The sequence below is a fragment of the Sphingopyxis sp. genome (assembly GCF_035686825.1).
GTDB lineage: Bacteria > Pseudomonadota > Alphaproteobacteria > Sphingomonadales > Sphingomonadaceae > Sphingopyxis.
This window is the reverse complement of the sequence record NZ_DASRYZ010000002.1, coordinates 1-26,729: the sequence shown is the minus strand read 5'-3', so window position 1 is coordinate 26,729 and position 26,729 is coordinate 1. Positions and strand designations below refer to the sequence as shown.

The window sequence follows — 26,729 nt, the reverse complement described above, 5'->3', positions numbered from 1 at the left end:
CGATTAGCTGCGGCGACCTCCTTGAGTCATGGCTCTGCTTATGGAGCAGAATGTCAGTCTGATCGGGTTTGGCGAAGCGGGATCTACGTTCGCTTGCGCTGGTCGCTGGTGCAAGCGCGTACATGTGTATGACCTGCAGACCGAAACGCGCCTAGAGCGTGACGCAATGCTCGCTGCATATCGGGAGGCCGAGGTCGTGGGCGCGGCCCATCTTGCCGATGCGCTTTCGCAATCCAACCTGATTTTGTCGCTCGTGACTGCCGACCAAGCGCTGTTGGCGGCGGCGGCCGCAGCCGACCATATTTTGCCGAATAGCCTCTATTGCGACATGAACAGCGTCGCGCCTCAGACCAAGCAGGCGGCGGCGCAGCTTATCGATGCAGCCGGCGGCCGCTATCTTGATGTTGCGGTGATGGCACCCGTCAATCCAGCGCGACTGTCGGTGCCGCTCCTGCTTAGCGGCAGCGGTGCTCAGGAAGCTGCAGGACGGCTCAGCGCGCTGGGCTTTGCAAACTTGAGCGTCGTGGGCGAGACCGTGGGTCACGCCTCGTCGGTGAAAATGATCCGCTCCGTAATGATAAAGGGACTGGAGGCGCTCACTGCAGAATGCATGCTTGCTGCCGAAGCAGCGGGCGTGCGCGAGGAGGTCATTGCGTCCCTCGACGCAAGCGAACCAACTGGATCATGGGCTGCCCGAGCTGACTATTATCTCGACAGAATGCTTGTCCATGGTCTGCGCCGTGCCGCGGAGATGGAAGAGGCGGTCAAGACATTGCAAGGGGTTGGCGTGCGCGCGCCAATGACGCGAGCAACGGTGTTGCGGCAGCGGCAAATCGGCGAACTCGCTCTTGGTCCGGCAATTGAAGGACTAAGTGAAAAGATCGCTCGGGTTCATGCAGCCACGCGGCGCGTTAAATTGCCCGACAAAGCGCCACTCTCCTCCCGTCGCGGCGCAGACATGAAATTAGAGATGCGCAGAAAGACTGGAGCGACGAACCGATGACCCTGATAATCGATTGCCATGGCCATTATACCGTTTTGCCGGAGGGGCATGATGCATGGCGCGAGGAACAGAAGGCCGCTTTCAGAGCGGGCGCGCCGACGCCGCCCTATCCGCAGATTTCCGATGACGAAATTCGCTCCACGATCGAAATCAACCAGCTTCGTCTGATCAAGGATCGTGGCGCGGATCTCACGATCTTCTCGCCCCGCGCTTCTGCCATGGCGCCGCATGTCGGCGACGCCCGTGTCGCCATGGAATGGGCCACACGTTGCAACGACCTGATCGCGCGTGTCGTCGGGATCTTCCCGGAAACTTTCGTCGGCGTCTGCATGCTGCCGCAATCTCCTGCTGCGGACATGGGCAACAGCATCGCCGAACTGGAACGCTGTGTCGACATGGGGTTCATTGGCTGCAACCTGAATCCAGATCCGGGGGGAGGCTATTTCAAACATCCGCCGCTGACCGATCGGTTCTGGTACCCCTTCTACGAAAAGATGGTGGAGTTGGACGTGCCGGCGATGATTCACGTGTCGGGAAGTTGCAATCCGGCGATGCACGCCACCGGCGGCTATTATATCGCAGCCGACACGATCGCTTTCATGCAACTTCTCGAAGGCGACCTGTTTGCGGATTTCCCAAACTTGCGCTTCATCATTCCGCATGGCGGCGGGGCGGTTCCCTATCACTGGGGTCGCTATCGCGGGCTCGCTGACATGCTTAAAAAGCCAAGCTTAAACACGCATCTGATGAACAACATCTTCTTCGACACCTGCGTATATCACCAGCCAGGCATCAATTTGCTTGCCGACGTGATCGACAGCAAGAATATCCTGTTCGGTTCCGAGATGGTCGGAGCGGTGCGGGGCATCGACCCGACTACCGGCCACTATTTCGATGACACGAAGCGGTATGTGGATGCGCTTGATATCAGCGAAATGGACAGACACGCAATCTTCGAAGGCAACGCCCGAAGGGTATTCCCGCGTCTGGATGCGCAGCTCAAGGCGCGCGGCTTGTGATCCCTGAAGCCCAAGACATTATCTTCTGGAAAGGTGGGGCATGAGCACCGACATTCATGAATATCTCGCTGAGCTCGACGATATTCCGGGGACGCGCGTTTACACGGCGAAACGGGCGCGACAGGGCTACTGGATGAACCAGTTTGCGATGACCCTGATGAAGGCCGAGAACCGTGAGCGATGGAAGGCAAACGAGCGCGCGTATATCGACGAATGGCCGATGTCCGAGAACCAGAAGCAGGCGATTCTTGACCGGGACTATAATCGCTGTCTCGATCTTGGCGGCAACATCTACTTCCTTGCCAAGGTGTTCTCGACCGATGGCCTCAGCTTCCTCCAGGCAGTGGGGACCATGACCGGCATGGCACCCGAAGATTATCAAGCGATGATGGTGGCCGGCGGACGTTCGCCCGAAGGCGTCCGATCCATTAAGGAGAAAAGATGATGGCCCGCATTTCTGCAGGCGTCGCCACGAGCCATGTACCCGCAATTGGCGCGGCGATGGACCTGGGCAAGACAGAAGAACCCTATTGGCAGCCCCTGTTTGCAGGCTATGATTGGTCGCGCCAGTGGATCGCGCAGGAAAAGCCCGACGTCGTGATCCTGGTCTATAACGATCATGCCAGCGCCTTCGACATGAAGATCATCCCCACCTTCGCGATCGGATGCGGTGAGCGGTATAAACCCGCCGACGAAGGCTGGGGGCCGCGACCCTTGCCGGACGTTATCGGCGAGCCGGACCTTGCATGGCACATCGCGCAGAGCCTGATCCTGGATGAATTCGACATGACGATCATCAACGAAATGGATGTCGACCATGGCTTGACCGTCCCGATGAGCTTGATGTTCGGGCAGCCCGAAGCGTGGCCGGCGAAGATCATTCCCATTGCCGTCAATGTCGTTACCTATCCGCCTCCTTCGGGCAATCGTTGCTGGCTATTGGGCGAGGCGATCGCGCGGGCAGTGCAAAGCTACGGCGAGGACCTGAACGTTCAGATCTGGGGCACCGGCGGCATGAGCCACCAGCTCCAGGGACCAAGGGCGGGTTTGATCAACGCCGAATGGGACAATCGTTTCCTGGACCTGATGAGCGAGGATGACGGCGAGGCACTTCGTGCGATTCCCCACATTGAATATCTGCGTGAAACCGGATCCGAAGGGATAGAGATGGTGATGTGGCTGATCATGCGCGGCGCGCTGGGGAAAAAGGTGAAACCTCTTCACAGACATTATCACGTACCGGCAAGCAATACGGCTGTCGGTCATCTGGTGCTCGAGCCAGCATAACCTGATCAGAACCGCAAATGGAAGGAGCCAAGGTCATGCGTATTGCGCTCGCGGGAGCGGGTGCTTTTGGTGAAAAGCATCTTGATGGGCTGAAGAACATCGACGGTGTGACGGTCGCGTCCATAATTGGCCGCGAACTGGCACGGACCCAGGCGGTCGCCGCCAAATATGGCATAGGCCACGTCACGACCGAACTAGGCGAAGCCCTCGCCCGAGCCGATGTCGATGCTGTGATCTTGTGCACGCCGACGCAGATGCACGCGGAGCAGGCTGTCGCCTGCATGCGCGCAGGCAAGCATGTGCAGGTCGAAATCCCCTTGGCCGATAGCTGGACGGGCGCACAAGCCGTGCTCGCAAAACAGGTCGAAACGGGCCTCACCTGCATGGTCGGGCATACGCGCCGCTTCAACCCGTCGCACCAGTTCGTCCACAACCGCATCAGGTCGGGCGAGTTCAATATTCAACAGATGGATGTGCAGACCTATTTCTTCCGACGCACCAACATAAACGCCAAGGGCGAAGCGCGCAGTTGGACAGATCATCTCCTGTGGCACCATGCGGCGCATACCGTCGATCTCTTCGCCTATCAGGCAGGCCCCATCGTTGATGCTCATGCAATGCAAGGACCGATTCACCCCGATCTGGGAATCGCAACGGACATGTCGATTCAGTTGAAAAGCGAGAGCGGAGCGATCTGCACCCTCTCGCTAAGTTTCAATAACGACGGGCCGCTTGGCAGCGTTTTCCGCTATATCGGCGACACCAATACCTATGTCGCGCGCTACGACGACCTGATGGATGGCCGGGATCAGCCGATTGACCTTCGTGCAGTCGCCGGCTCGACGAATGGAATTGAGTTGCAGGATCGCGAATTCATTGCGGCGATCCGCGAGGGGCGTGAGCCCAACTCAAGTGTCGCGAAAGTGTTCGACTGCTATCGCATTCTCGGCGAGCTGGAGCGGCAATTGGACATATTCGCCGTGAGGCCACGCCCAACCTAAGCGCTCGGTGCGCCTCGCCGTGAAGGGCTTGCGCCTGGTAGATCGAAGACATGGCGGGCTTGTCCAAGTCTGAAACGGCCGGTCGTATCTGGGGGTGGGCCACGGCGTTGCTACAAGTTGGTTGTGCCAAGCCATGCCCAGTGGCATTGAATGCCGCATTTCCGCCGCGGTCTGCGAGGCATTTTTCGAGGCTTGACGGCGCGAGCTTGCCGGGACGCCCTCTCGCAGGTGGCCTCGGGGATATCCAGAAGGTCAGCGAACAAACTCATGCAGCTACCTCACCCCGATCAGGCCTTTGCTCTTTTCGACGACGCGCGTCTGAGCGGAGCCGCGCCTGGCCGGCTTTATCGCGACCCCGTCGAGGTGATCGCCGCTTACCGGCAGGAAGATGTGCAATCTGCGCTCGACCGTCTGGCAAAAGCCGGGGAGCAGGGCTTCCATGCTGCTGGCTTCATTAGTTATGAGGCGGGCCTGGCGCTCGAAAGCAAGTTGCGGCCTTTGGCAGCACGGCGCTCTTTGGGAGAAAGCTCGCCGCTGCTGTGGTTTGGCTTGTTCACAGACCTCGAGATCATTCCGGCACGAGCCCTGCCAAAAATCCTTCCGGATCCGTTCGGCGCATGCATCGACGGGTTCCACCCGCTGATCAGCGAAGCGAGCTATCGCGCGGCATTCGCGCGAGTTCAAAAACTAATTCAGGCGGGCGATATCTATCAGGCCAATCTGACATTCGCGTGCGAAGTACGCTTCAGCGGTGATCCGATGGCGCTATATGCTGCGGTCAGGCCACGGCAGCACGCAGGCTATGGCGCAATAATAAATACCGGCGCGCAATCCGTGCTTTCCTTTTCGCCAGAACTATTTTTCTCGAACATGCGCGGCCGACTTACCGCGCGTCCGATGAAGGGAACCGCCCCGCGCGATCCAGATCCTAAGCGGGATGCCGCCCTCGTCCGCTGGCTTCGGCAAGATATCAAACAGCGTGCCGAAAATTTGATGATCGTGGACCTGCTTCGCAATGATCTCTCCCGGGTTTCGCGTGCGGGCTCCGTTACGGTGCCGGATATGTTCAAGGTTGAAACCTACCCGACTGTTCACCAGTTGGTTTCAACGGTGTGCGCGGACTTGCTGCCGGAATTGGGGACGGTTGATGCACTGCGCGCGCTTTTCCCTTGTGGATCCATCACAGGCGCGCCCAAGCTGCGCGCGATGGAGGTGATCGCGGCGGTCGAGGCATCGTCGCGCGGCGTCTACACAGGTTCCATTGGCTGGATCGACCCTCAGGGTGACGCGGTCTTCAATGTTGCCATCCGCACATTGAATATTGAAAATGGCGGATCAGTCGCGCGATTTGGTCTTGGATCCGGCATTGTCGCAGATTCAGATGTCGAATCCGAATGGGAGGAGTGTCTTTCAAAAGGGCGGTTCCTGTCACCGGCTATGGCGCCGACCAGCAAACGGCCATAACGTCCAGTCGAATCATCGCTCTCAAAGCTATCTGCACAGCCCGGAACAGCAAGCTCAGCCGCTGCGGCGTTCGCACGAGTCTGATCCTTACCGAGGACGATCAGGGGTCAGGCCCCACGAGGCACCAGCGAGGATTGTCAGCATTCGGGCATACTGACGGCGAGACCGCCGAGCGATGTTTCCTTATATTTGGAGTTCATGTCCTTGCCGGTCTGCATCATGGTAGCGATGACCTGATCGAGCGATATCGTATGGGTCCCGTCGCCGCGCATTGCGAGAGAAGCGGCGTTGATTGCCTTGACCGCGCCGAAGGCATTCCGCTCGATACAAGGCACTTGAACGAGGCCGCCGACGGGATCGCAGGTCATGCCCAGATGATGTTCCATCGCGATCTCCGCCGCATTTTCAATCTGCCGAATGCTACCGCCCATGGCTGCGGCGAGGCCTGCGGCAGCCATCGCGCTGGCAGTTCCGACTTCGCCTTGACAACCGACCTCGGCGCCCGAGATCGAAGCGTTCATCTTGGTCAAAACGCCGATCGCACTGGCTGTGAGCAAAAAATCATGCATGCCGTCCCGATCGGCGTTCGGCCAGAAGTCGCGATAATAGCGTAGCACGGCCGGGATCACCCCGGCGGCGCCATTGGTCGGCGCGGTCACGACCTGACTGCCCGCGGCATTTTCTTCGTTAACCGCGATCGCAAACAGGCTGACATGGTCCATGATCACATGGGGCGCTTGGCGATTGCGGAAACGGTCGCCATCAAGCTTGTCCTTGATCTTTTTTGCACGGCGCGGGACCTTGAGGCGCCCGGGTAAAATTCCCTCAGCACGGATTCCGCGGTCGATACAGGCCATCATGATTTCGATAATCTTGTCGAGATAGGCATCGGTGTCGGTCTCGGCCGAACGCGATCCTTCGTTGGCCCGCATGACTTCGCCTATGGAGAGGCCGTTTCGGTCGCAGGTCAACAAAAGTTCATCCGCGGTGGAGAAGGGAAAGGGTACATCCATTCCCGCTTGCGCCGGCGCTGTACCGAATTGCGCTTCCTCGACGATGAAGCCTCCCCCTATGGAGCACCAACGCTGCTCGAATATCTGTTCTCCCGCTTCATTGCATGCGACCAGCCGCATGGTGTTGGGATGCGCCGTTGGCTCTGTTTCGCGGTTGAAAATGACGTGCCGGGCGGGATCGAACGATATCTCGACATTTGCGACCGTCAGCCTCCCCCTTTCAGCCACATCCGTCAGGATCGCGTCGATCGCCTCCGGACGGATATTCTCGGGCGCATGGCCGGCCAGTCCCAGGATCACGGCCTTGTCGGTCGCGTGACCAGAGCCGGTCCAGGCGAGAGAACCAAGGAGTTCGCACGCAATTTCAGAGAAGCGCCGTCCCTGCAGGGCGGTCGCGAATGCCAGCGCAGCCTTCATTGGCCCCACGGTGTGCGAGGATGATGGGCCGATTCCAACCCGAAAAATATCCCTCATCCCGATCATACGTGATTGCCTCTCGCCGTCACGCCCTCAGCCGCGCGCGCTCTCGTAAATCGGGTATCTTGCACAAAGCGTTTCCACCTTTCTCCGCACCGACTGGGTGAGATCTGCGGAAATTGGCCCCGCGGCTGCGGCATCGAGAACGACATTGATCAAGTCGGCAACTTCTTCAAAAGCCGCTTCATCGAAACCGCGCGTGGTCAGGGCGGCGGACCCCAATCGAATGCCGGATGTGATTGCGGGCTTTTCCGGATCGAACGGGATACCATTTTTATTGCAGGTGATGCCTGCCTCATCCAGCGCTGCCTCGGCGACCTTGCCGGTCAGCCCCTTGGGCCGAAGATCGACTAGCACGACATGCGTGTCTGTACCGCCCGAAACGATCGAGAAGCCGTTGCGGGCAAGGCCATCGGCAAGGACGCGTGCATTTGTGACAACAGCGGCCGCGTAGTGGGCGAATTCGGGTCGCAGGGCTTCGCCGAAAGCAACTGCCTTCGCAGCGATCACATGTTCCAGCGGTCCACCCTGTATGCCAGGGAAGACAGCCGAATTGATCTTCTTGGCCAGTGTTTCGTCGTTCGTCAGGATAAGGCCGCCGCGAGGGCCGCGAAGGGTCTTGTGGGTGGTCGATGTCACTATATCTGCGAATTCGAGCGGATTGGGATGCGCTCCTCCCGCGACGAGTCCGGCAAAGTGTGCCATATCGACCATCAACTTGGCGTCCACCCGGTCTGCGATGGCGCGAAAGCGGGCAAAATCTATATGTCGCGGATACGCGGATCCACCGGCGATAATCAGCTTGGGATGATATTCCTGCGCGAGATCCTGGACAGCATCATAATCTATCCGCTGATCTTCTTCGCGGACACCATATTGAACCGCATTCAGCCACCTGCCCGACAGCGTCGGTGCCGCACCGTGGGTAAGGTGCCCGCCATGCGCAAGTCCCATCCCCAAAATGGTATCTCCCGGCTTGAGCAGGGAAAAGGCCACCGCCATATTGGCCTGAGCGCCGGAATGAGGCTGGACATTCGCGAATTTGGCATCGAACAATTTGCACGCCCGATCGATGGCGAGCTGCTCGGTCACATCGACATGTTCGCACCCGCCATAGTAGCGCCGACCGGGGTAGCCTTCGGCATATTTGTTGGTCAGAATCGATCCTTGAGCCTGAAGAACGGCGGTTGAAACGATGTTCTCCGACGCGATCAGTTCGAGTTTGGTGCGTTGACGGTCGAGCTCCGCCTGAATGGCGATGTCCACTTCCGGGTCGATCAGGCCGAGATCACTGCCGAAAAAGGGCTGCATCCTGGACGAATTCGAAGAGATCATAGTGTTTTTCCTGGATCTTCTGGCGAAAAAATATGCTCATCTGTGGAGCGCGCGCGGTCACGCCAGCAGCGGTGCGGCCAAGCGCTCAGGCCGAATGCGACTTGCCAGCCTTCGTCGGTACCCGCCTATTGTAAGAGACCACTCGGCGCCGCGGTGTCGGCTCAGGCAGCGCTGCGCCCTTATACTACCGCCCCGTACGACGTTCCCAGCACGGTGGCGGGCTGGTCCGATCGGTTATGCCAGGTATGGCCGGTCCCATGAACGACAATCCAATCTCCTGCCGCGAGAGTGACCTCCGAACCGTCTTCCACTTCAAAACGGAGCTCGCCGTTGATGACAAAATGGACATCGATGGTCGGCGTCTGGTGATAGCCGGGTCGTTTCGCCGAGAAGTTGAGCTTCTGATCGTCGCTGATCAAACTCTTGTTAGCCTCGAGCGTCCAGAGCGCCACTGCCATGCTGCCGGGCGTCGAGGGCATTTCAAAGGAGGGGCTCAACGCTCCATCATGGGGCAAAGAAGGCGGCTCTCCAATGTAAAGCACCGGGACCATTTCCGAAACGCCAGATGCGGCAAACCCATCGACCCTGTCTTCGGAGACAATCATTTGCTTGCCATTACGGGTGCCTGTGACAAATCGCGTGTGTGGCATCTGCTATTCCTAAGTTGGACAACGAACCCAATGCGGTCGTCGAGAGCCATCATGAATGGGGGGCGCGTGTCGCGGTGTAAAATAGATAAAAGACATTCCTCCCAGTCTTGCCCGCTCTGACATTTTCCCAGAGGAAGGCATCGGGTCCTCCCGCCGCACACTTTTGCTTGGCCCGTTGGCTGCCATAAGAATAATGTTTTTGGCGAAGGGCTGAAAAGCGTCTTACTCTGCCCGTGAGCTGCCGCGTCGGCCAATGAGAAGTGAGATTCTGCGAAAGTTTTGGTCGCTACCCGACGACGTATGACCGCACTTTCTCACTTCTGCATCGATGCCAGATTGCGTTTTGGAGGGTGTCGGAATGTTTTTGAAAAATGCATGGTACGTCGCGGGTTGGTCCACCGATTTCACCAAGGATCGCGTGACCGCCTTGACCGTGATCGACGAACCCCTTGTCCTTTATCGCACCGCTGACGATGAGCTGGTAGCGTTCGACGGCAGATGTCCGCATCGCTGGGCTCCGCTTGAACTCGGCCGCATTGAAAGTGACGGCCTGCGCTGCATGTACCACGGTGTTAAGTTCGACAGCGAGGGCAACTGCATAGAAGTGCCTGGCGGCGGGCAGGCTTCCAAAACTCTTTGCTTGCGGAAATTTGTCGTTGAAGAGCGATACAGCTGGGTGTGGATCTGGATGGGGGATCCGGAACTGGCCGATCCCAGCCTGATCCCCGATGCGGGCATGATGGACCATGCACATCGGCGTCTCTACAAGGGTCACATGGATTTCGAAGCGGATGCCGAACTGCTTTGCGACAATCTTTTGGACCTCTCCCACGTAGCCTTTGTTCACGAAAACACATTCGGGCGTGCCCAGGAAGGCGATGAAGGCGATCCCGCCGAGCGTTCATCCACCGGCTTGATGGCAAAGCGGATCGAGCGCGGGGTTCGTTCGGACTTCTGGCGCACCGATGTGGCTGGCCGCAAAGTCGTGCAGGGTGACGACACCGTCGGCGACATTTGGCACCGCACGGACTTCATGGTGCCCGGCATTTTCCTGACGAATATGACAACTTATCCGGCCGGAACTGCTGAGCTTTCAGGCGGAGGCGAACCGTCGGAAGATATCGTGCCGATCAACTCGTCCTTGACGGCGCAGGCTGTCACGCCGCTCGGACGTGGGAAGACCCGATATTTCTATTGTTTCGGCCCGCAGCTAACCGACATGTCGAAAGAGATTGCGGATCAAGCATGGGACGTCTTCATTGAGGCATTCGCCGAGGACAAGCGGATGATTGAGGCGCAGCATCGGATGATTCAGCAGCACCCGGGACACCGCATGGGGTCCATCAGTGCGGACCGCGGTCTGGGAATGTTCCGTGTTATTATGTCGCGCCTCAAGGCCGACGAGGCGGAAATCGACGACAAGAGACGCGCGAGTGGACCTGGCTCATCCGCCGATGACCAGTTGGCGATCGCAGACTGAACACTGGCGTTCTGAGCGCCGGGGCTGAATTTTCGACGCATATCACAAGTTTTGCCAATGTCGGCTGGTCAGTGCTCCGCCGATGCGAAGGACTCTTTACATGTACAAGCTGATGGCCTTTTTCCGAAAGCATCCCTCGCTGAACCGCGAACAGTTCATCGAGGCTTATGAACAAGGCGAAATCCCTGTCATTCTTCAAGCCGGGGGTGCGCCGCTGCTTTACCGCCGCAGTTATCCTCGGCGTCCAATTGGTCCCCATGGATCGGATTCCGGCGACGCGACCGAGTTTGGCTTCGACGTACTCACTGAAATCGGCTTTCCGGACAAGGCAGCCGCCGATGAATGGTTTGCAAAGGTAAACAGCCCTGAAGTCGAGTCGGTAGCCCACAAGGTTTTTCATTCTGATCATGTCGTCTTCGCGTTCGAAGTGGAAGAGCATGACTCATCCGCCTCGAAACAGGATTCCAAATAGTTCTTAGCCTGCAAGGGATAGTCACGATGATCACACTGCCCTCGACACCGCGACAGGCGTTTATCGCCGGCAAATTCAAGGACGCTCTCTCAGGGCAGACGATCGCCACCGTCAATCCCGCAACAGGGCAGGAGATAGCGTCCTTTGCGGCGTGCAACACCGCGGATGTGGACGAAGCCGTAGCAGCCGCTCGGGCGGCGTTCGAAGCGGGCACTTGGAGCCGTGAGGCGCCGGCGGAGCGCAAGCGAGTGCTGCTGAAGTTCGCCGACTTGCTGGAAGGGCGCTTGGATGACATTGCCGCTCTCGACTGCCTGGAGGGCGGAAAACCTATCACGGAGACGCGGGAAGGCGACGTAGCTCAAACCATCGCTTGCTTCCGCTGGTATGCCGAACTGGTCGACAAGATCTACGATCGGGTGGCACCAACGCCTAGCGACATCCTCGGGATGATCGTGCGCGAGCCAATCGGTGTAGCGGGAGCCGTATTGCCATGGAATTTTCCCGCGCTCATGTTCGCCTGGAAAGTTGCCCCCGCGCTGGCAAGCGGCACCAGCATCATCGTGAAACCCGCCGAGCAGACCTCGCTCAGCGCCCTCCTGATGGCACAGCTGGCCGCCGAAGCGGGGATTCCCGACGGCGTGTTGAGCGTGCTGCCCGGCTATGGGCATGAGGCAGGCGAGGCGATGGGGCGACACAACGGCATCGATCTTGTGTCTTTCACCGGATCCACCGAGGTCGGCCGCTACTTCCTCCGCTATTCAGCGGAATCGAACCTGAAGCGCATTGTGCTGGAATGTGGAGGCAAGAGCCCGCAACTGGTGCTCGCTGATGCGCCCGCGCTCGATGTGATGATCGACGATGTGCTTGCCGCGGCCTTTTGGAACATGGGCGAGAACTGTTCTTGCGGATCGCGCCTCATTGTACATCGGAGCCGGAAGGACGAATTGGTCGACGGAATCAAGAACGGCTTGGCACAGTGGAAGATCGGCAATCCGCAAGACGCGGATACTAAGCTCGGACCGATGATCGAGCCCGGTCATCTCGAGAAGGTCATGGGCTATATCGAAGCTGGCAAAGAAGAAGGGGCTCAAATCGTCACCGGAGGCACGCGCATTCTCGAGGAAACCGGCGGCTATTTTGTAGCGCCGACGATCCTGGGTGACGTGACCAACTCTATGTCGGTCGCGCGGGAAGAGATTTTCGGTCCAGTGCTTTCCACCATCGTTTTCGACGACGAGGATGAGGGTATCAAGATCGCCAACGAGACAGATTATGGCTTGGCTGCATCGGTCTGGACCGAGAGCCTCGATAAGGCGGTGAAAGCATCGCGGGCGATCAAGGCCGGCACCGTATCGGTCAACTGCTTTTCCGAAGGGGACGACACGACCCCGTTCGGCGGATTCAAGCAGTCCGGCTTCGGCGGGAAGGACAAGGGCGTCGAAGCTCTTGACCAATATACCGAGCTCAAGACAATCTGGATCAAAACACGGTAGGCAGCAACGCTGTGCGTATCCGCCGATTGTCATGAATAAAGGGCCTCAGGTGAGGTGCAGTTTTGAAGATTGTCACCTCATCGCTTAGAATGTGCAAAACTGCTGGAAAAGGAATGGTCCTCTCCGGTTTGTTTGTCATCGTCCCGGCGAGTGCGGCAATCGACGTCGAAATGGACAGGCGAGCACCCGCAGGATATTCGATACGATCCACCAATAGTTCCGAGAGTAGAGCCGACGCTGCCAGCGATCGGGAAGAAATATTCGACCTTTTGGATCTCTACGCATTAGCAATGGACACCCAGCATTGGGATTTGTTCGATCGCATCTTTATGCCCGATGCCATTATTGATTATGGCGAACACATGAGATGGGACAGTCTGGAGAGTTTTAAAAAGGCTTTTGCGGAAATGCACGAGCCGCTCGACAGCTCGACGCATATCATGGGAAACCAGCAAGTTCGCATCAGGGGCAGCGAGGCGCACGCATTCACTTACGGGCAGTTCCGATTGATCCGAGCCTTGAAAGGTAAGGACGGAAATTCCTGGGATGCGACTGGATGGTACGATGATCGCCTTGTCCGAACGGACCGAGGATGGCGAATTGCCAGCCGCAGATATCGTCTCGCTTGGTGGGGCGGCAATCCGTTGGTCCTCGGCCTTACGGCCGAAGAAGCATCAAGCCTGAAGACCTACTCGATAAGAAACGAAGCGGAAGATAACAATATAATCTATCTCCGAAAAATTAGCGAGTAATGGTCGCGCTGTTGAGCATTGGTTTCAAACTATGAAGGGACCATCGCTTAATCGACGCTTCGTCCTCCCGGGCATTAGCTCGGTATACAGCCTGTTCCACCCAAGAGAACCAACCGCAGCGACAAACGTGACATCTTGTCAGCAGATGGCCGCTCCCGACCGCGCCGCTGTTCTATCTGCTTTGCCGAGACCGACGGGTGAATGTTTCAGCGTGAGTTGGCAAAAGCTCACAGAGTTGGCCGGGCCGGTCGAGGCGTGTCGATGTCCCGACCGCGGCACCGGTTCTGCGGCTGATCCCGTTCCGGTCACTCAGCCACCCTTGCCGGTATCCCGGGATATGTATTCGACATGCCGCCGTCGAGCAAAAGCGCAACACCATTGACGTAACTCGCCAGATCGCTCGCAAGATAGACCGCCGCGTCTGCGACTTCCCGCGGATCCCCCTCGCGGCCTAGCGGAATAGTCCACGCAACATCCTTGCCCTCTGTGTCGCCCCCCATAGCAGTTGCTATGTCCCCCGGCTGGATGGCATTCACGCGGATGCCGTGCGGGCCGAGCGCTGCCGCCATGGAGAAGGTCATCAGTTTCACGGCCGCCTTCGAGGCGCCATAGTGCAACGCCATCGCATGGCCAACATCGCCAAGCCGCGATGACATGTTGATGATCGCGCCCCGGCGCTTTCCCGAAACCATGGAGCGAGCGGCCGCTTGGGCCCCCAGGAAAACCCCGCGCGCATTAATCGCCATGGTTGTGTCGAACTGTTCCTCAGTCATTTCAAGAAACGACGCACCTTGCGCAATGCCGGCATTGTTGACCATGATCGTGACACCGCCAAATTCGTCCGCCGCGGCCACGGCGCGGGCCATGTCGGCCCCCCGGGTGACATCGGTATTTACAAACCGCACATCGCATCCGGACTTTGCCAGGGTTTCCATGACCGACGGCCCACCTTCGCGGGGTTCTTCACGTATGTCGGCGACGATGATTGCGCGGACACCTTCTTCCGCAAACCGCTCGCAGATGCTCTTGCCAATTCCTCCCGCACCGCCGGTGACGACTGCGACCTGACCTTTCAACAACATCTTTTCACTCTCCTGCGACCAACCTTGACTCTAACGTGGGTGCGGCGCCTCCGCCAACGCGGGGTAGCCCCGTTGTTGGCGGAAATTGGTCACCATGCCGTTTCAAGATGCGGCAAGGCCGGCTTGCCTTCCAACGCGGCGTAAGCCGGCGCGATGCTGTCCCACACGATTCGATTGAAACGCTGGATCGGCTCCTCGATGACCGGGATCGTCCGGCCGTAGCCCAGTGCATCCGCGCGGTAACCGGCCTGCACCTGCGCCAAGACCTCATTGTCTTCCTTGATCGTCTGGGTCATCGCTTCAGCCAGTTCAACATTGTCGGGTGCTGAGTAGCCGGTCTTGCGGTACGTGTTAAAAACCCGCGTGACTTCTTCCGGTCCAGTCGGAATGACCTGGGTAACGGTGGCGCCCCACTGGAATCCGGTGGCGAGCGTGGTGGTCGGAGCCAGATAGTATGAAAGAAGCGAAGCGGTCGCGTCGATGTTCAGCGCCTTGGCGGCATTCTCCTTGAAATGAGCCACGCTGTAGGAACCGCGGTCATAGCTTGCTTCCAGATATTTCTCGTCGCCGATCCGGACGTGATAGAATCGCGACAGCGATGTGGGATGGACGGTCGGGCAGTGGAAGCACTCGATGGCGTTCATCCACGCCAACTTCCAGTTCACAGGACTGGTCACCTCGAAGCGATCGACGAGGGTCAATTCCTCATCGGTCGTGAAGGGGGAATCATAGTTGGTAGCATCCATGATAGCCGGCAATTCGCCCATCCACTGCCGCAGCGTCTCGTTCGGATTGAGGCTCACAAAAAGCAAGCCGGCGAAGGTGTCGACGGACGCTGATAACAGGTTGAGCGAGCTGGCATCCAACTTACCGCCTGATGAGGTCGAGGCGGGATTCAGCTTTCCGGAAAGGTCGTAAGTCCAGCTGTGATAGCCGCAGCGCAGAGCTTTGCAGCTACCCTTTCCGTGCGCGATGATATTGGCGCGATGGCGACATATGTTGATATGAGCGCGAAGCTGCCCTTCATTGTCGCGCACCACCACGACTGGCACGCCATCGACGGTGGTGGTGATATAGTCGCCGGGTTTAGCCACTTCGCGCTCCAACGCCGCAAAGTGCCAAGCGCGTCGGAACAGGTGCTCGCGCTCGAGCTGAAAAATGGTCGGATCGAAATAAAATTCGGAGGGCAGCGAGTATCCGTCGCTCAGATGCTGCTCGATATCGCTCGCAGATTTCAGAAGTAAGCTCTTTTGCACGGTCTCGCCTTCCAGATTGAAAATTCAAGATGATCATATCGCCCGCGTCTTGCTCCGGCCTGCGGAACGCCGACGACATTTTTCGTTGTCGATCTAAACTTATCGCAAGCGAGCGCCGGCCCCCAATACAAATCATGTCTGGCTTCGGTGGAACAATTCTTGGCCCCCGCATGACGATACAGCACCCAGAGTTTTTTCGTTCTGGGATTGCGCTTGGGTCCAGCTAAACATCGGACATCTGGCCGCATCGTCCGTTGCCATACGCTGGCGGGCACTCGTCGTGCCGACGCCACATTTTCTTTGGGAGGCGAACTCATGGGTACAACCACATTGCAAGCGGCTGCCGCCGATTTACGTAATGCCTATGGCGGATCGGCGATCGCGCCGTTGCGGGGTGTTCTCGAGCCTGCCGATGTCGAAGGCGCGTACGAAGTGCAATCGATCAATACGCGTGCCTGGCAGGAGGCGGGCCGAAAGATCGTTGGACGCAAGGTCGGCTTGACCGCGAAAGCAGTCCAGGCGCAGCTTGGCGTCGACCAGCCCGATTTCGGGGTGCTTTTCGACGACATGCGGATCGAGGAAGCCGGCACCCTCCGGTCCTCGCAGGTTCTTCAGCCCAAAGCCGAGGCGGAGATCGCAGTCGTCCTCGGTAAGGACTTGGACGGTGAAATCGATCTGGCCCGGCTAGCCGATGCCGTTGAATTCATCGCGCCTGCTATCGAGATCGTCGATAGCAGAATCGCGGACTGGAAGATCAGCTTTGCTGACACGGTCGCGGATAATGGGTCATCCGCTTTCTTCGTGTTGGGAGACGCGCGCCTTCCGCTCGCGGGACTCGATCTTTATTCGTGCGGCATGGTGTTGGAGGTAAATGGCGAAGTGGTTTCGTTGGGCGCGGGAGCCGCTTGTCTCGGGCATCCGCTCAACGCCGCACTGTGGCTCGCTCGCACACTGGAGAAGCGGGGAGAGCCGCTCCGCAAAGGTGACATTGTCCTGACCGGCGCGCTTGGCCCGATGGTGGCAATTAAGCCGGGCGATCATGTCGTGGCGCGGATCGGGGGCGTCGGCGACTGCAGTTTCAAATTCTTGAAGGATGAATGACGATGGCCAAGACGAAGGTGGCGATCATAGGGTCCGGGAATATCGGGACTGATTTGATGATCAAGATCATGCGCATGTCCAACGTTCTGGAGGTGGGCGCTCTCGTGGGCATCGACCCCCAGTCGGATGGACTGAAACGCGCGGCCGGCTTGGGTGTCGTCACGACGGCGGAAGGGCTAGATGGCTTGCTCCGCCTGCCAGGCTGGCCGGAGATCGGCGTGGTTTTCGACGCAACTTCGGCCGGTGCGCACAAAATGCACAGCGAGGCGGTGGTCTCGGCGGGAAAGGTGATGATCGACCTCACGCCTGCCGCCATCGGCCCATATGTTATCCCCGTCGTCAACGGCGATGCGCATCTTGATGCGCCGAACGTCAACATGGTGACCTGCGGCGGACAGGCAACAATACCGATCGTGGCGGCAGTTTCGTCGGTCTCTACGGTACATTATGCCGAAATTATCGCTTCGATCTCGTCCAAGTCCGCCGGTCCGGGCACGCGCGCCAATATCGACGAGTTCACCGAGACAACGTCGCACGGTATCGAGCAGGTTGGCGGCGCGGCAAAGGGGAAGGCGATTATCATTCTCAATCCGGCCGAGCCCCCGATGATCATGCGGGACACCGTTTTCACCCTTTCGTCTGGTGCAGACGAAATGGAAATCGAGGCCGCGGTCAAGGCGATGGTGGAAAAGGTCAAAGCTTATGTCCCCGGTTATCGGCTGAAACAGGATGTGCAGTTCGAACGTTTTGGCGCCAATAATCCCGTTCATATTCCGGGCTTGGGCACATTCGAGGGCATAAAGACGAGCGTGTTCCTGGAAGTCGAGGGCGCTGCCCACTATTTGCCGGCCTATGCGGGCAATCTGGATATCATGACCTCAGCCGCGCTGCGGACGGCCGAAGAGATCGTAAACCAAAAGCTCGCGAAGGAAGCCGCGTGATGGATCCCAAGGGCAAACTCTACATTCAGGATGTCACTCTGCGCGACGGCATGCACGCCATTCGTCATCAATATGGCATAGATCATGTGCGTAAAATCGCCAAAGCTCTCGACGAGGCGAAGGTCGATGCGATCGAGGTGGCCCATGGCGACGGATTGAACGGATCGTCATTCAATTATGGTTTCGGCGCACATACCGATTGGGAATGGATCGAGGCGGTCGCCGATGTTGTGGAACATGCCAGGCTGACCACGCTGCTGCTTCCGGGCATCGGAACGGTCGAGGATCTTAAGCACGCGTATGCGCTGGGTGTTCGATCGGTCCGTATCGCGACCCATTGCACGGAAGCCGATGTTTCAAGGCAGCATATCGAGGCTGCCCGCTCGCTCGGAATGGATACGGTGGGCTTTCTGATGATGAGCCACATGGTGACGCCGGATGAACTCGCGCAACAGGCCCAACTGATGGAGCAATATGGAGCGACGTGTGTTTATGTGACGGATTCTGGCGGCGCTCTCGACATGGACGGCTATCGCGAGCGTCTGGAAGCCTATGACCGCATTTTGAAACCCGAAACGGATCGCGGCATCCACGCGCATCACAACCTCAGCCTGGGTGTCGCGAATTCGATTGTCGGCGTCCAGCATGGCGCGGTGCGTATTGATGCCAGCCTCGCCGGCATGGGCGCGGGCGCGGGCAACGCACCGCTCGAGGTTTTCATTGCGGCCGCGGATCGGAAGGGTTGGTCACATGGCTGCGACCTTTACAAGCTGATGGATGCCGCGGAGGATCTGGTGCGGCCGCTCCAAGATCGGCCCGTGCGCGTTGATCGCGAAACGCTGTCGCTCGGCTACGCTGGCGTTTATTCGTCCTTTCTCCGTCACGCTGAAAAGGCGAGCTTGGATTATGGCGTCGACACCCGCGAGATTCTCGTGGAACTTGGCCGACGGCGCATGGTGGGTGGGCAAGAAGACATGATCGTGGACGTGGCACTCGACATGCTCAAGGACCGCACCGCGGCTTGAGGCAAGTGGCAGGGTGTTTGCCCGGCGATGCAGAAATGACATAAAATGCGCCGGGCGGGCTTCGTGAGCTCCGCTCCGGCGCTTTTTATGTCAGAGGAACCGTGCCGGGCTCTGGCAGCGATTCAGGCTTTGCCGGGCCGCCCACGCGCCTTCCGCCCTGTTGCTTCGAGAAAATCCTCGAACCCTGCGAAGACCCTGTGCGGTCGGTCGTTCAAGAAGCCTGACTGCCGGCAAAATCATACCAGTAATCGGGCGCCCAAGGCTTCTTCGGGCAGTGCGGCATCAATGGAGCGACCAGTTCGACCACGTAGCCCAGCCTTGGACGAAGATCATGATATTCGAACAAGGCCACCTTGTCGCGGAGCCAGCCGCTCATACAAACGGGTGCGTCCATATCCTCCAGCAGCCATTCGCTGAACTTTTCCCACTCTGCCCAGTCCGCCATCGGGACTTTCAGGTCGATGTGATGGATGCCGGCGCCAAGCGGTTCCAGAAAATCTTCCTTGTAATGACTTGGACCGAAAACCGGCTGAACAATCTCCAGTCCGAAGGGTTGCCCCAGGCTGTTCTTGCCAAGATCCGCGCGACCCGTGAAATAGGAATGCTTGACCGGTTTGCCATTGTTCGTCGGCTCCTCCAGCGAGCCGGGCTCGGTCCGCCAGTGCATGCCGCGCCACAAATCGCGACCGAACAATTTCGCCGAGCGCTCGATGACCGGACGCAGCTGCGGGACAATCACGCCGAAATGTGTGATGCCGGGAGACGTGCGCGAATAGGCTGCACGTGCCTCGTCAATTTCGAACGACCATGTCGTATCGACCGGCATGGCTGCTTGCCAGTCGTCGACCAAAGGCACGATCGCCTCCACATAATAGCCGCCGAGGTCAGCACGTGTATCGAAATAGAGGAATTCTGCGACTCCCGGCACCGTGTAGGACTGCGCCAGGCGAATGCTCTCGCCGCGGAAAAAGGATTTTAGGTCCTCCGCGCCGGCCTTGTCGACCGAAGTCATGCACATGCCCTGTATCCCGGGGCCGCGGGTGACCAGAAATTCTTCAAAGGTGCTAAGCCCGCCGGTGGGCTGCACGATGTTGAAAGTGATCGCGCCATTGGGCGTGGTGCCTCGGGCAAGCCTGAATCCGAACGTCCCGGGCGTCGGGTTTGGGGTCGAAAGGTCCAGTGGCGGCGGAGCGGTCGGAACCCGCCCGAAAATGGTCTGGTTCGTAAGACGGTCCGGGGTGAAATCTGTCACGTCCCAGCGCTCCACTCCATAGAATTCGGAATGGTGTCGCGCCGTCGTCTCGGCGTCGGCGCTGATGACAGTGGCATGATAGAGGGTATCAACGGGGATATGATCCATCGACGTGGCCTTTAGAAGAAGATGCTGATGTTGGGCGATTGCAGGACGGTGTGATCGAGGAATATGTCGCGCCGGCAAATCCGCAGACCCTGGTCGGTGCGGCGAAGCCGATCGACGCGGCGGCAGCTCCATAGGTCCTGCTCCAGCTCAAGGCGGGTGCGAAACAGCAAGAGGTTCGAACTGACGTTCAACTCCTCTCCCATATCCTCCAGAATCCTGATGCCGGTCACGAAGTGGCGGGTTCGCGAGGCCGGATCTTCGGACCATGCAAAACCGGATTCCAGCTTGCGGACGCGATGCGATAACAGCTCCTTCGTGTCGTCGAAGAAGGCGCCTTCACCCGGTTTCGCAAACTCTCCGGCTTCGTCGCCAGGAAGTCGCGTCGTGCGCGTGGGCGCCCAGTAATAGGCGTCCTCTGTAAAGAGATCGAGCCACTCGTGGAATCGCCGGTCGTCAATGAGTGACGCCTCATGCTGAAGGAATTGCTCGATCTCCAACTGCATGAGGAGCTCGTTCAGGCGATCGAGGGTCAAGGCTGAGGCTCCGGTCATCGCTTTCCAAACGCCTCCTGAGGTTCGACGTGATTTGCGGCAAGGGACGACCAGTCTTCCGCGTCCATAAACTCCGCCCACGCCCGGTACATCCACATCTGGCCATGCTCATTGGTAAGCGTGTTCAAAAGTGGGGGTGCATCTTCCGGATAAATGAAGGCAGCATGATCCACGCCCATTGAGAAATTGAGGTCATAGTCAGAAGAGACAGCGCCGGAGGCTGCCTCCGTGCTTGATGACCAGTTCTCGCCATCATCCTGTTCGAACATTCCCGCGGGGCCAAAGTGGCGATTAGCGGCACGGACCTGCGCATGCTGCACCTCTTCCGCATCAGCCTTGCTGACGAGCACGGTTTTAGAGATCTCAATTTCTCCAGGCCCCCGCGGATGGCGAACCATCAGGTCGCGGGAGCCGCTGTTGATGAACAAATTGGGGAAGACCAGCATGTTTGCGCGCGAAAAACTGGCGCGTGTCGGCCCAAGCCGCTCCTGAACGACGGGGTCCCGCCGCCATGCAGCCAGCGGATTGTCCCAATCGTGGAGTTCCGTTTCGGCGTAATCGGCGTTCACCCCATGGCCATATCCGGCGACGAGCGTCGTCCCTTTGGGGTTCCGCAGCTTATCCAGGATTAACGTGCCTGTGCCCCCCGCGTGTCCTGAGAGAATTCCGGACCGGTGTGTCCAAGCGCCGTGATAGTAATCCACCGCATTGTCGGAAGCGAACTTCCAGTTTGACTTGATACGCCACCTTACAGTGCCCGGCGCTGCCACCATGTCACCCTGCCCGAGCAGGATATCCATTCCCCAGCGCATGTCGCCGAGATAATCATCGAGAGAGGGTGCCTCCGCGTCGAAAGTCCCGAAGATAAGACCGCCATAAATCCCCAATTTCGCGACCTTGATGAGCCCCCATTTGCTGCGGTCGAGGGCCTCCTTATAATCTTCCCGGATTCCCGGGGCGCCGATGAGCTTGCCATCGCTGGCGAATGTCCAGCCATGGTAGGCGCAGGCAAATGATTTTGCATTGCCCCGATCCACCCGGCAGACCCTGTTGCCGCGGTGGCGGCACGAATTGATGTACGCCCCGATCTGCCCCTGCTTGTCCCGCCACAGGATGATGGGCTCTTCGCCCATGTAAGTGTGAACGAAATCACCCGGGCCGGGTATTTCGCTCTCATGGCCAAGGTAGAGCCACGCGCGAGCGAAAATCTGCTTTAACTCCGTCGCATATATCTCGGCGTCGGAGAAAATCCTTCGACTCACGGTCCCCTTTTCCCAGTTCACGTAGTGAGCGAAGTCACCGTTATCCACATTTTCCATCCATACCTCCGGCTGCGAACTGGGCCGGGGCGCCGAGCGCCGCGATCCCCGCCATGCCTATTTATCGACGATTTGGTGCATGATCGGCCAGAAGGATAATTGTCTAGCAGCAAAGAAACGGCGACTGCGCTTCCGACCATCGAAGTAGCTTTGGGAGCTGTAAACTTATCGTTCTGGCCGGCCTTCGAGCGGCCATGTACCTATTATCGTAGCTCGCTCAGTTCCGCCGATCGAGCGTCGATCCTACAAGTAATCGTCAGGCTGAAACTATGACTTCTGCGCAGCGTAAGGCAAACCTTCTTCATGCGACTGTCAAGTGCACGGTGGATGCTGTCATCCAAGCCGGGCGCGACATTCGGTTCTTTCGGTTCCGGCCGCTCGATGGCGAGTCGTTGCCCCCATCCGATCCTGGCGCGCACATCGGCCTGTTGCTGCCGAATGGAATCGTCCGTCAATATTCGCTGATGGAGCCCGATATGGCGCCAGACAGCTACATGATCGGCGTAAAGCGGAACCCCGATGGCGGTGGAGGATCCGAGTGGATTCACACAGAGCTCAATAGCGGAGACGTGATTGAGATCGAACTGCCCCGCAATAACTTCCCTATGGAGGAAGCGTCAGCGAAGAATGTGCTGATTGCCGGCGGGATCGGCATCACACCGATATATGCGATGGCGAAGGCGATGCACCTCCAAGGCCGGCCATTCACATTGCACTATTCCTGCCGATCGCGCGACGACGCGGTGTTGTTGGAGGAACTCGCAGCTTTTGGCGACGTGAGGCTCCATTTCGACGAGGAGCGCGGAGGCGAGTTCTTGTCGATCGACAAGATCGTCCAGGCCTCCGATCTCGATACGCATCTATATTGCTGCGGGCCCGGACCGATGCTGGGCGCGTTCGAGGCGGCCTGCAAGGATCGCCCCAGGAGCCATGTTCATCTGGAATATTTTCAGGCGAAAGAGGCGGCCGCCCGGGACGGCGGGTTCGAAATCGAATTGGCGCGCAGCGGCGATGTCTACTGGGTCGAAGAAGGTTCGACGATACTCGATACGCTGATCCAGGCGGACGTGGATGTGCCCTATTCCTGCGAAGAGGGCATCTGCGGCGCGTGCGAGGCAAAGGTTCTGGGAGGGGAGCCGGACCACCGGGATTCCTACCTCTCTGACGAGGACCGCGCCAGCGGAGCGATGGTTCTGATCTGCTGTTCGGGGTCCAAGAGTCCGCGGCTGATTTTGGACCTTTGAAGCACCTCCCGTCTGGCTCCGGTATGGAGAAAGCTTTGGTCGGCGTGGTTCAGCGCATGATAATTACCCGGTCAGATCAAGTCGAGAATGGAGTCCGGTGAGCGTGCTAACGAAGAATGCCACAAGCAGATTTACGGAGGCGAACGGGCTGAAGCTTCACTATCATGAAGCGGGCGAAGGCGCGCCTCTGATCATGACTTCGGGCAATGGGGTCGGATCTTCAACTTGGTATCCCTATCACCGCAGTTTGCCGTTCCTCGCGCCGCACTTTCGATGCCTTTTGCTCGATCAGCCGGGGTACGGCGGCGGAGACGTCGTCATCGTAAAGGGCGAATCGCGTAGCACCATGTACGCTCGCACCATCCGCGACTTCATGGACAGCATGGGCATCGAGAAGGCGTCCTTGGTAGACATGTCGTTCGGCGCACAGACGGCGCAGGTCTTTGCTCTCACTTACCCCGAGCGCGTCGACCGGATCGTGATGCATGCTGCAGCCTTGCCGGGTCCGAGTCTCATCGGCATCAAGCCCGATGCAGGTTTCAAGGCGATGGGCCGGGCATTTGATGCGCCATCGATGGAAACGATGCGCGAGATGATGCGTACCTTTTTCTCGCCATCGTCGAACTACAGCGATGACGAACTCGACCTTCAGGAGCGGCTGGATGCATGGCTATCCCGCCCCGAACAGGACGAGGCCAGGCGCAAGTCCGATGCGATCTGGCGTGACCTCAGCGACGAAATCAAGAACATCGAGGCACCTGTCCTGCAGATAAACGGCAAATACGACCTGCTGGCACCGCTGGAAGAGGGGCTCCGCCTCTTCAACCTTATACCAAATGGACGTCTCGTCGTACTCAACGACTGCGGTCACTGGATACCATTCGAGAAGCCAGAGGAGTTTGCCTGGCTCGTCACCGCGTTTCTCAAAAATCCACTCGCACAAGTTGCGAACAAGGGAGCTGCCTGATGCCTGTCGTGCTGGGCCTCGCTTCGTCGCACGCACCTTCGATGTTTGTCGAAGCGAGCGAATGGCCGACTATCCACGGGAGACTTACGAAGGGCGTTCCCCAGCCGCCGCAGCTTGCGCTCGAAACTCCCGAAGTACTTGAGCAATATGTCGAGCGCATCAAAGCCGGGTTCGCCCATTTGTCATCGGCAATCGACCGCGCCGAACTCGACGTGCTGATTATCATCGGAGATGATCAGACAGAGGTCTTCTCGAACGCCTGCGTTCCCGCCTTTGGCATTTATACGGGGGACGGCGTCAGCGGATCGATCAGCATTCCCTCGCTCGGTCAGTCGGTGAAAGACAATTGGTACCGTTTCGCGACCAGCCCCACGGTCGCGGAAACGCTGCTCAACGGCCTCATGGATAAAGGCTTCGATCCGGCCTACCTCGAAACGATTGTACCGCTTGGGAACCCGGATGGTTCTCTAGGCCACGCATTCACTCGCGTGGCAAAGGTAACGGGCCTCCACGAAAGCGGGCTGCCGATTATTCCTTTGTTCGTCAACGGCTATCACCCGCCGCTGCCCAGCGCAGCACGCTGCTATGCCCTGGGACGCGCGATCACCGAGATTTTCCGCAGTCGGCCCGAGCGTGTCGGGCTCTACGCATCGGGCGGAATGTCGCATTGTCCCGGCGGCCCCAGGGCCGGATGGGTGGATGAGCCACTCGATCGTTGGGTAATGGCGAAGCTCGAACAAGGCGAAACAGAGGCGCTGACGGGGCTGTTCAGCTTTGACTCCGACACCCTGCGCAGTGGCACAGGCGAACTGCGCGCCTGGGTGTCATTGGCGGGCGCGTTCGCCGGCGTTCCGGCCAAGATCGTCGATTACATACCCGCGCGTCATGCGGTGACCGGGCTGGGGTTCGCCACTTGGGGCGAACAATAATTCTACTGAACAACATATATCGGAAGGCGAGTTATCGATGACCATTTCAGTTCGCTCCAGGTTCGTCCGCATCGACGGACGCCGGACCCATTATTCTGAAGTCGGCGAAAACGGTCCTGCCATCGTCGCCGTGCATGGCGGCGGCGCGGGTTCCTCCGGCGAAGCAGGCATGGGGCCGTTGATGGGGCGCTTATCCGAATTTCGAGTGGTCGCTCCGGACAGCACCGGCGGCTTCGGAAAAACGGACGTCGATACGCCGACCTCACGTGGGCTCCAGAGCCGCGTAGACCATCTGGCGCAGTTCGTTGATGCGCTTTGCCTCGACCGCTTCACCCTGATGGGCAATTCCCAAGGCGCCTGGGTGGCGGCGAAATATGCAATGACTTTTCCAGAGCGTGTCGAACGGATCATTCTGGTTGGAAGCGGCAGCATCGCGGGGGCCATGGGCGTAGGCGGCCCGATCACCCCCAGCATGATGGCAATGCTTAATTATGATGGAACCGAGGACGGTATGCGCCGCCTGATCTCTGGTCTGGTCTACAACCAGAGCCTGGTTTCTGAAGACATTGTCAAAATGCGGACCGAATCCGCGAACCGCCCAGGCGCAATGGAGGCTTTTCGCGCCGCCCAAGCTGGAACGCGCTGGCTTCAAAGCGACCCGCTGATGAAGGAGGTCGCGTTCGACATGCGTCAATCTCTGCCCGCTCTGACGCGGGCAATTCCGACCGCGTTTCTCTGGGGAGAAGATGACAGCTTTGCCCTGCCCGAAAATGGGCGAGAGGTCCAAAAGCTGCTGCCCGACGCCGACTTCCACTGGATCGCCGAGGCCGGTCATCAGGTTCAGAACGATCAGCCGGACCAAATGGCAGACATAGTTAAGAAATTCATGGCGGTAGGCGCCGCTCAAGTGAAAGCCGGATAGCTATTGCATTTGATAAATCTCAATGCCGTTCAAGCAATGGCGCCTATTTATATGAAGATATGAACGGCGCAAAGGTGATTATAGTTTGAAGAATGAAGTTTAGTTAGGTTTCTCGATTTTAAGTATCCGTTCCAGTTTCGACTAAAATAAAACATAAATCGGCAATTTTGCTCATGGGGAGTTCGAAATGATTAAGCACATCAAGATGAAATGGATTTTGACTGCTGCCGTTTTGGCGTATCCGTCGGTCGCTCATGCGCAGACCGCCGCTGAAGAAGCAGAGCAGCCGGATGGGTCCAACGACATCATTGTAACGGCCACACGACAGTCGACGGGGGCGCAGAGCGTGCCCATCGCCTTGACGGCGATTGGCGGTGCCGAGCTTGCAAGGCAGGGCGTGGCTTCGGTGCAGGATCTGCAGCAACTCGCGCCCAGCCTGTATGCCGTAAGCGTGTCCTGAAGGCCGCAGCTAGGCGGCCTGAGCGATCTGCTGGTGCTCGGCCTGCCAGTTCCACGGCATCAGCTCGTCCCACCGGGATGCGGGCCAGCCTGAGGCGATCTTCTCGATGACATCGGCGATATAGGC

At 58.6% G+C, this 26,729-nt stretch carries 27 protein-coding genes; 18 read left to right on the top strand and 9 right to left on the bottom strand.

Features of this window, described 5'->3' with window-relative positions:
* Positions 1-40: 40 nt before the first annotated feature.
* From VFG17_RS01250 to pabB, 6 genes are all read left to right on the top strand, one after another.
* A complete protein-coding gene (locus VFG17_RS01250) occupies positions 41-1,003 on the top strand; it encodes an NAD(P)-dependent oxidoreductase (protein ID WP_325027666.1) in 963 nt (320 codons plus the stop codon).
* Positions 1,000-2,022 carry an amidohydrolase family protein gene (locus tag VFG17_RS01245; RefSeq protein ID WP_325027665.1) on the top strand — a complete coding sequence of 341 codons (1,023 nt, stop codon included), beginning with the start codon at positions 1,000-1,002 and terminating at the stop codon, positions 2,020-2,022. Before VFG17_RS01250 ends, VFG17_RS01245 begins: the two co-directional genes overlap by 4 nt.
* A gap of 40 nt (positions 2,023-2,062) precedes the next feature.
* Positions 2,063-2,467 (top strand): protocatechuate 4,5-dioxygenase subunit alpha, encoded by a 405-nt coding sequence (gene ligA, locus VFG17_RS01240; RefSeq protein WP_325027664.1) that lies wholly within the window; start codon positions 2,063-2,065, stop codon positions 2,465-2,467.
* Positions 2,467-3,309 (top strand): class III extradiol dioxygenase subunit beta, encoded by an 843-nt coding sequence (locus tag VFG17_RS01235; protein WP_325028283.1) that lies wholly within the window; start codon positions 2,467-2,469, stop codon positions 3,307-3,309. Before ligA ends, VFG17_RS01235 begins: the two co-directional genes overlap by 1 nt.
* A gap of 35 nt (positions 3,310-3,344) precedes the next feature.
* On the top strand, positions 3,345-4,310 hold the full coding sequence (locus tag VFG17_RS01230; protein ID WP_325027663.1) for a Gfo/Idh/MocA family oxidoreductase: 966 nt from the start codon (positions 3,345-3,347) through the stop codon (positions 4,308-4,310).
* A gap of 267 nt (positions 4,311-4,577) precedes the next feature.
* Positions 4,578-5,774: an aminodeoxychorismate synthase component I gene (gene pabB, locus VFG17_RS01225; RefSeq protein WP_325027662.1), complete on the top strand. Its 1,197-nt coding sequence runs from the start codon at positions 4,578-4,580 to the stop codon at positions 5,772-5,774.
* 137 nt (positions 5,775-5,911) lie between these two features.
* Here the strand turns inward: pabB and VFG17_RS01220 are convergent, their stop codons facing one another.
* From VFG17_RS01220 to VFG17_RS01210, 3 genes are all read right to left on the bottom strand, one after another.
* Entirely contained in the window at positions 5,912-7,270 is a 1,359-nt protein-coding gene (locus VFG17_RS01220; protein ID WP_325027661.1) for an L-serine ammonia-lyase, read from the bottom strand.
* 27 nt (positions 7,271-7,297) lie between these two features.
* Entirely contained in the window at positions 7,298-8,599 is a 1,302-nt protein-coding gene (glyA, locus tag VFG17_RS01215; protein WP_414712916.1) for a serine hydroxymethyltransferase, read from the bottom strand.
* 179 nt (positions 8,600-8,778) lie between these two features.
* Positions 8,779-9,249, bottom strand: a complete 471-nt coding sequence (locus tag VFG17_RS01210) for a cupin domain-containing protein (protein WP_325027660.1) — start codon at positions 9,247-9,249, stop codon at positions 8,779-8,781.
* A gap of 358 nt (positions 9,250-9,607) precedes the next feature.
* On the opposite strand from VFG17_RS01210, the gene VFG17_RS01205 reads away from it, so the two are divergent.
* From VFG17_RS01205 to VFG17_RS01190, 4 genes are all read left to right on the top strand, one after another.
* Positions 9,608-10,729: an aromatic ring-hydroxylating dioxygenase subunit alpha gene (locus tag VFG17_RS01205; RefSeq protein ID WP_325027659.1), complete on the top strand. Its 1,122-nt coding sequence runs from the start codon at positions 9,608-9,610 to the stop codon at positions 10,727-10,729.
* Positions 10,730-10,829: 100 nt separating this feature from the next.
* Positions 10,830-11,201: a hypothetical protein gene (locus VFG17_RS01200; RefSeq protein ID WP_325027658.1), complete on the top strand. Its 372-nt coding sequence runs from the start codon at positions 10,830-10,832 to the stop codon at positions 11,199-11,201.
* 26 nt (positions 11,202-11,227) lie between these two features.
* Complete coding sequence (locus tag VFG17_RS01195) at positions 11,228-12,694, top strand: aldehyde dehydrogenase (protein WP_325027657.1); 1,467 nt, start codon at positions 11,228-11,230, stop codon at positions 12,692-12,694.
* Positions 12,695-12,756: 62 nt separating this feature from the next.
* Positions 12,757-13,446, top strand: a complete 690-nt coding sequence (locus VFG17_RS01190) for a nuclear transport factor 2 family protein (protein ID WP_325027656.1) — start codon at positions 12,757-12,759, stop codon at positions 13,444-13,446.
* A gap of 305 nt (positions 13,447-13,751) precedes the next feature.
* Here VFG17_RS01190 and VFG17_RS01185 read toward each other — a convergent pair whose 3' ends face one another.
* Entirely contained in the window at positions 13,752-14,528 is a 777-nt protein-coding gene (locus tag VFG17_RS01185) for a glucose 1-dehydrogenase (RefSeq protein WP_325027655.1), read from the bottom strand.
* An 89-nt stretch (positions 14,529-14,617) separates the two neighbouring features.
* Positions 14,618-15,784, bottom strand: coding sequence for an aromatic ring-hydroxylating dioxygenase subunit alpha (locus tag VFG17_RS01180; RefSeq protein ID WP_325027654.1), 1,167 nt, complete (start codon positions 15,782-15,784; stop codon positions 14,618-14,620).
* Positions 15,785-16,099: 315 nt separating this feature from the next.
* Between VFG17_RS01180 and VFG17_RS01175 the strand changes: the two genes are divergently transcribed.
* From VFG17_RS01175 to dmpG, 3 genes are read left to right on the top strand one after another with little or no spacing between them, the layout of a single operon-like run.
* On the top strand, positions 16,100-16,885 hold the full coding sequence (locus tag VFG17_RS01175) for a 2-keto-4-pentenoate hydratase (RefSeq protein WP_325027653.1): 786 nt from the start codon (positions 16,100-16,102) through the stop codon (positions 16,883-16,885).
* Positions 16,886-16,887: 2 nt separating this feature from the next.
* Positions 16,888-17,826, top strand: coding sequence for an acetaldehyde dehydrogenase (acetylating) (locus VFG17_RS01170; RefSeq protein ID WP_325027652.1), 939 nt, complete (start codon positions 16,888-16,890; stop codon positions 17,824-17,826).
* Positions 17,826-18,851, top strand: a complete 1,026-nt coding sequence (gene dmpG, locus VFG17_RS01165; protein ID WP_325027651.1) for a 4-hydroxy-2-oxovalerate aldolase — start codon at positions 17,826-17,828, stop codon at positions 18,849-18,851. The genes VFG17_RS01170 and dmpG overlap by 1 nt, the downstream gene beginning before the upstream one ends.
* 211 nt (positions 18,852-19,062) lie before the next feature.
* On the opposite strand, the gene VFG17_RS01160 is transcribed toward dmpG, so the two are convergent.
* Genes VFG17_RS01160 through VFG17_RS01150 form a run of 3 tightly spaced genes read right to left on the bottom strand, consistent with a single transcriptional unit; the run spans position 19,063 to position 22,072 of the window.
* Positions 19,063-20,211, bottom strand: a complete 1,149-nt coding sequence (locus VFG17_RS01160) for a hypothetical protein (RefSeq protein WP_325027650.1) — start codon at positions 20,209-20,211, stop codon at positions 19,063-19,065.
* Positions 20,212-20,222: 11 nt separating this feature from the next.
* Positions 20,223-20,744, bottom strand: a complete 522-nt coding sequence (locus VFG17_RS01155; protein ID WP_325027649.1) for a 3-phenylpropionate/cinnamic acid dioxygenase subunit beta — start codon at positions 20,742-20,744, stop codon at positions 20,223-20,225.
* Positions 20,745-20,758: 14 nt separating this feature from the next.
* Positions 20,759-22,072, bottom strand: a complete 1,314-nt coding sequence (locus VFG17_RS01150; protein ID WP_325027648.1) for an aromatic ring-hydroxylating dioxygenase subunit alpha — start codon at positions 22,070-22,072, stop codon at positions 20,759-20,761.
* Between the two features lie 278 nt (positions 22,073-22,350).
* Between VFG17_RS01150 and VFG17_RS01145 the strand changes: the two genes are divergently transcribed.
* The 5 genes from VFG17_RS01145 (at position 22,351) to VFG17_RS01125 (ending at position 26,603) form a co-directional block, all read left to right on the top strand.
* Positions 22,351-23,325 (top strand): PDR/VanB family oxidoreductase, encoded by a 975-nt coding sequence (locus VFG17_RS01145; protein WP_325027647.1) that lies wholly within the window; start codon positions 22,351-22,353, stop codon positions 23,323-23,325.
* A gap of 97 nt (positions 23,326-23,422) precedes the next feature.
* The gene (locus VFG17_RS01140) at positions 23,423-24,292 is read left to right on the top strand and encodes an alpha/beta hydrolase (RefSeq protein ID WP_325027646.1); all 870 of its coding nucleotides are present in this window, start codon (positions 23,423-23,425) and stop codon (positions 24,290-24,292) included.
* Positions 24,292-25,221: a hypothetical protein gene (locus VFG17_RS01135; RefSeq protein WP_325027645.1), complete on the top strand. Its 930-nt coding sequence runs from the start codon at positions 24,292-24,294 to the stop codon at positions 25,219-25,221. The genes VFG17_RS01140 and VFG17_RS01135 overlap by 1 nt, the downstream gene beginning before the upstream one ends.
* 37 nt (positions 25,222-25,258) lie before the next feature.
* Positions 25,259-26,143, top strand: a complete 885-nt coding sequence (locus VFG17_RS01130) for an alpha/beta hydrolase (protein ID WP_325027644.1) — start codon at positions 25,259-25,261, stop codon at positions 26,141-26,143.
* A 187-nt stretch (positions 26,144-26,330) separates the two neighbouring features.
* Positions 26,331-26,603, top strand: coding sequence for a hypothetical protein (locus tag VFG17_RS01125; RefSeq protein ID WP_325027643.1), 273 nt, complete (start codon positions 26,331-26,333; stop codon positions 26,601-26,603).
* 9 nt (positions 26,604-26,612) lie between these two features.
* Here VFG17_RS01125 and VFG17_RS01120 read toward each other — a convergent pair.
* Positions 26,613-26,729 (bottom strand): transposase domain-containing protein (locus tag VFG17_RS01120; RefSeq protein WP_325028281.1); only part of this gene is annotated, 117 nt, incomplete at its 5' end.

Bases quoted from the DNA above. Each gene is read 5' to 3' on its own strand.
- VFG17_RS01170 (WP_325027652.1), top strand. From the start codon at position 16,888: ATGGCCAAGACGAAGGTGGCGATCATAGGGTCCGGGAATATCGGGACT.
- dmpG (WP_325027651.1), top strand. From the start codon at position 17,826: ATGGATCCCAAGGGCAAACTCTACATTCAGGATGTCACTCTGCGCGAC.
- VFG17_RS01200 (WP_325027658.1), top strand. From the start codon at position 10,830: ATGTACAAGCTGATGGCCTTTTTCCGAAAGCATCCCTCGCTGAACCGC.
- VFG17_RS01160 (WP_325027650.1), bottom strand. From the start codon at position 20,211: ATGGATCATATCCCCGTTGATACCCTCTATCATGCCACTGTCATCAGC.
- VFG17_RS01130 (WP_325027644.1), top strand. From the start codon at position 25,259: ATGACCATTTCAGTTCGCTCCAGGTTCGTCCGCATCGACGGACGCCGG.
- VFG17_RS01210 (WP_325027660.1), bottom strand. From the start codon at position 9,249: ATGCCACACACGCGATTTGTCACAGGCACCCGTAATGGCAAGCAAATG.
- VFG17_RS01250 (WP_325027666.1), top strand. From the start codon at position 41: ATGGAGCAGAATGTCAGTCTGATCGGGTTTGGCGAAGCGGGATCTACG.
- VFG17_RS01235 (WP_325028283.1), top strand. From the start codon at position 2,467: ATGGCCCGCATTTCTGCAGGCGTCGCCACGAGCCATGTACCCGCAATT.
- VFG17_RS01145 (WP_325027647.1), top strand. From the start codon at position 22,351: ATGACTTCTGCGCAGCGTAAGGCAAACCTTCTTCATGCGACTGTCAAG.
- VFG17_RS01175 (WP_325027653.1), top strand. From the start codon at position 16,100: ATGGGTACAACCACATTGCAAGCGGCTGCCGCCGATTTACGTAATGCC.
- VFG17_RS01220 (WP_325027661.1), bottom strand. From the start codon at position 7,270: ATGATCGGGATGAGGGATATTTTTCGGGTTGGAATCGGCCCATCATCC.
- pabB (WP_325027662.1), top strand. From the start codon at position 4,578: ATGCAGCTACCTCACCCCGATCAGGCCTTTGCTCTTTTCGACGACGCG.
- VFG17_RS01135 (WP_325027645.1), top strand. From the start codon at position 24,292: ATGCCTGTCGTGCTGGGCCTCGCTTCGTCGCACGCACCTTCGATGTTT.
- ligA (WP_325027664.1), top strand. From the start codon at position 2,063: ATGAGCACCGACATTCATGAATATCTCGCTGAGCTCGACGATATTCCG.
- VFG17_RS01195 (WP_325027657.1), top strand. From the start codon at position 11,228: ATGATCACACTGCCCTCGACACCGCGACAGGCGTTTATCGCCGGCAAA.
- VFG17_RS01230 (WP_325027663.1), top strand. From the start codon at position 3,345: ATGCGTATTGCGCTCGCGGGAGCGGGTGCTTTTGGTGAAAAGCATCTT.
- glyA (WP_414712916.1), bottom strand. From the start codon at position 8,599: ATGATCTCTTCGAATTCGTCCAGGATGCAGCCCTTTTTCGGCAGTGAT.
- VFG17_RS01125 (WP_325027643.1), top strand. From the start codon at position 26,331: ATGATTAAGCACATCAAGATGAAATGGATTTTGACTGCTGCCGTTTTG.
- VFG17_RS01245 (WP_325027665.1), top strand. From the start codon at position 1,000: ATGACCCTGATAATCGATTGCCATGGCCATTATACCGTTTTGCCGGAG.
- VFG17_RS01185 (WP_325027655.1), bottom strand. From the start codon at position 14,528: ATGTTGTTGAAAGGTCAGGTCGCAGTCGTCACCGGCGGTGCGGGAGGA.
- VFG17_RS01205 (WP_325027659.1), top strand. From the start codon at position 9,608: ATGTTTTTGAAAAATGCATGGTACGTCGCGGGTTGGTCCACCGATTTC.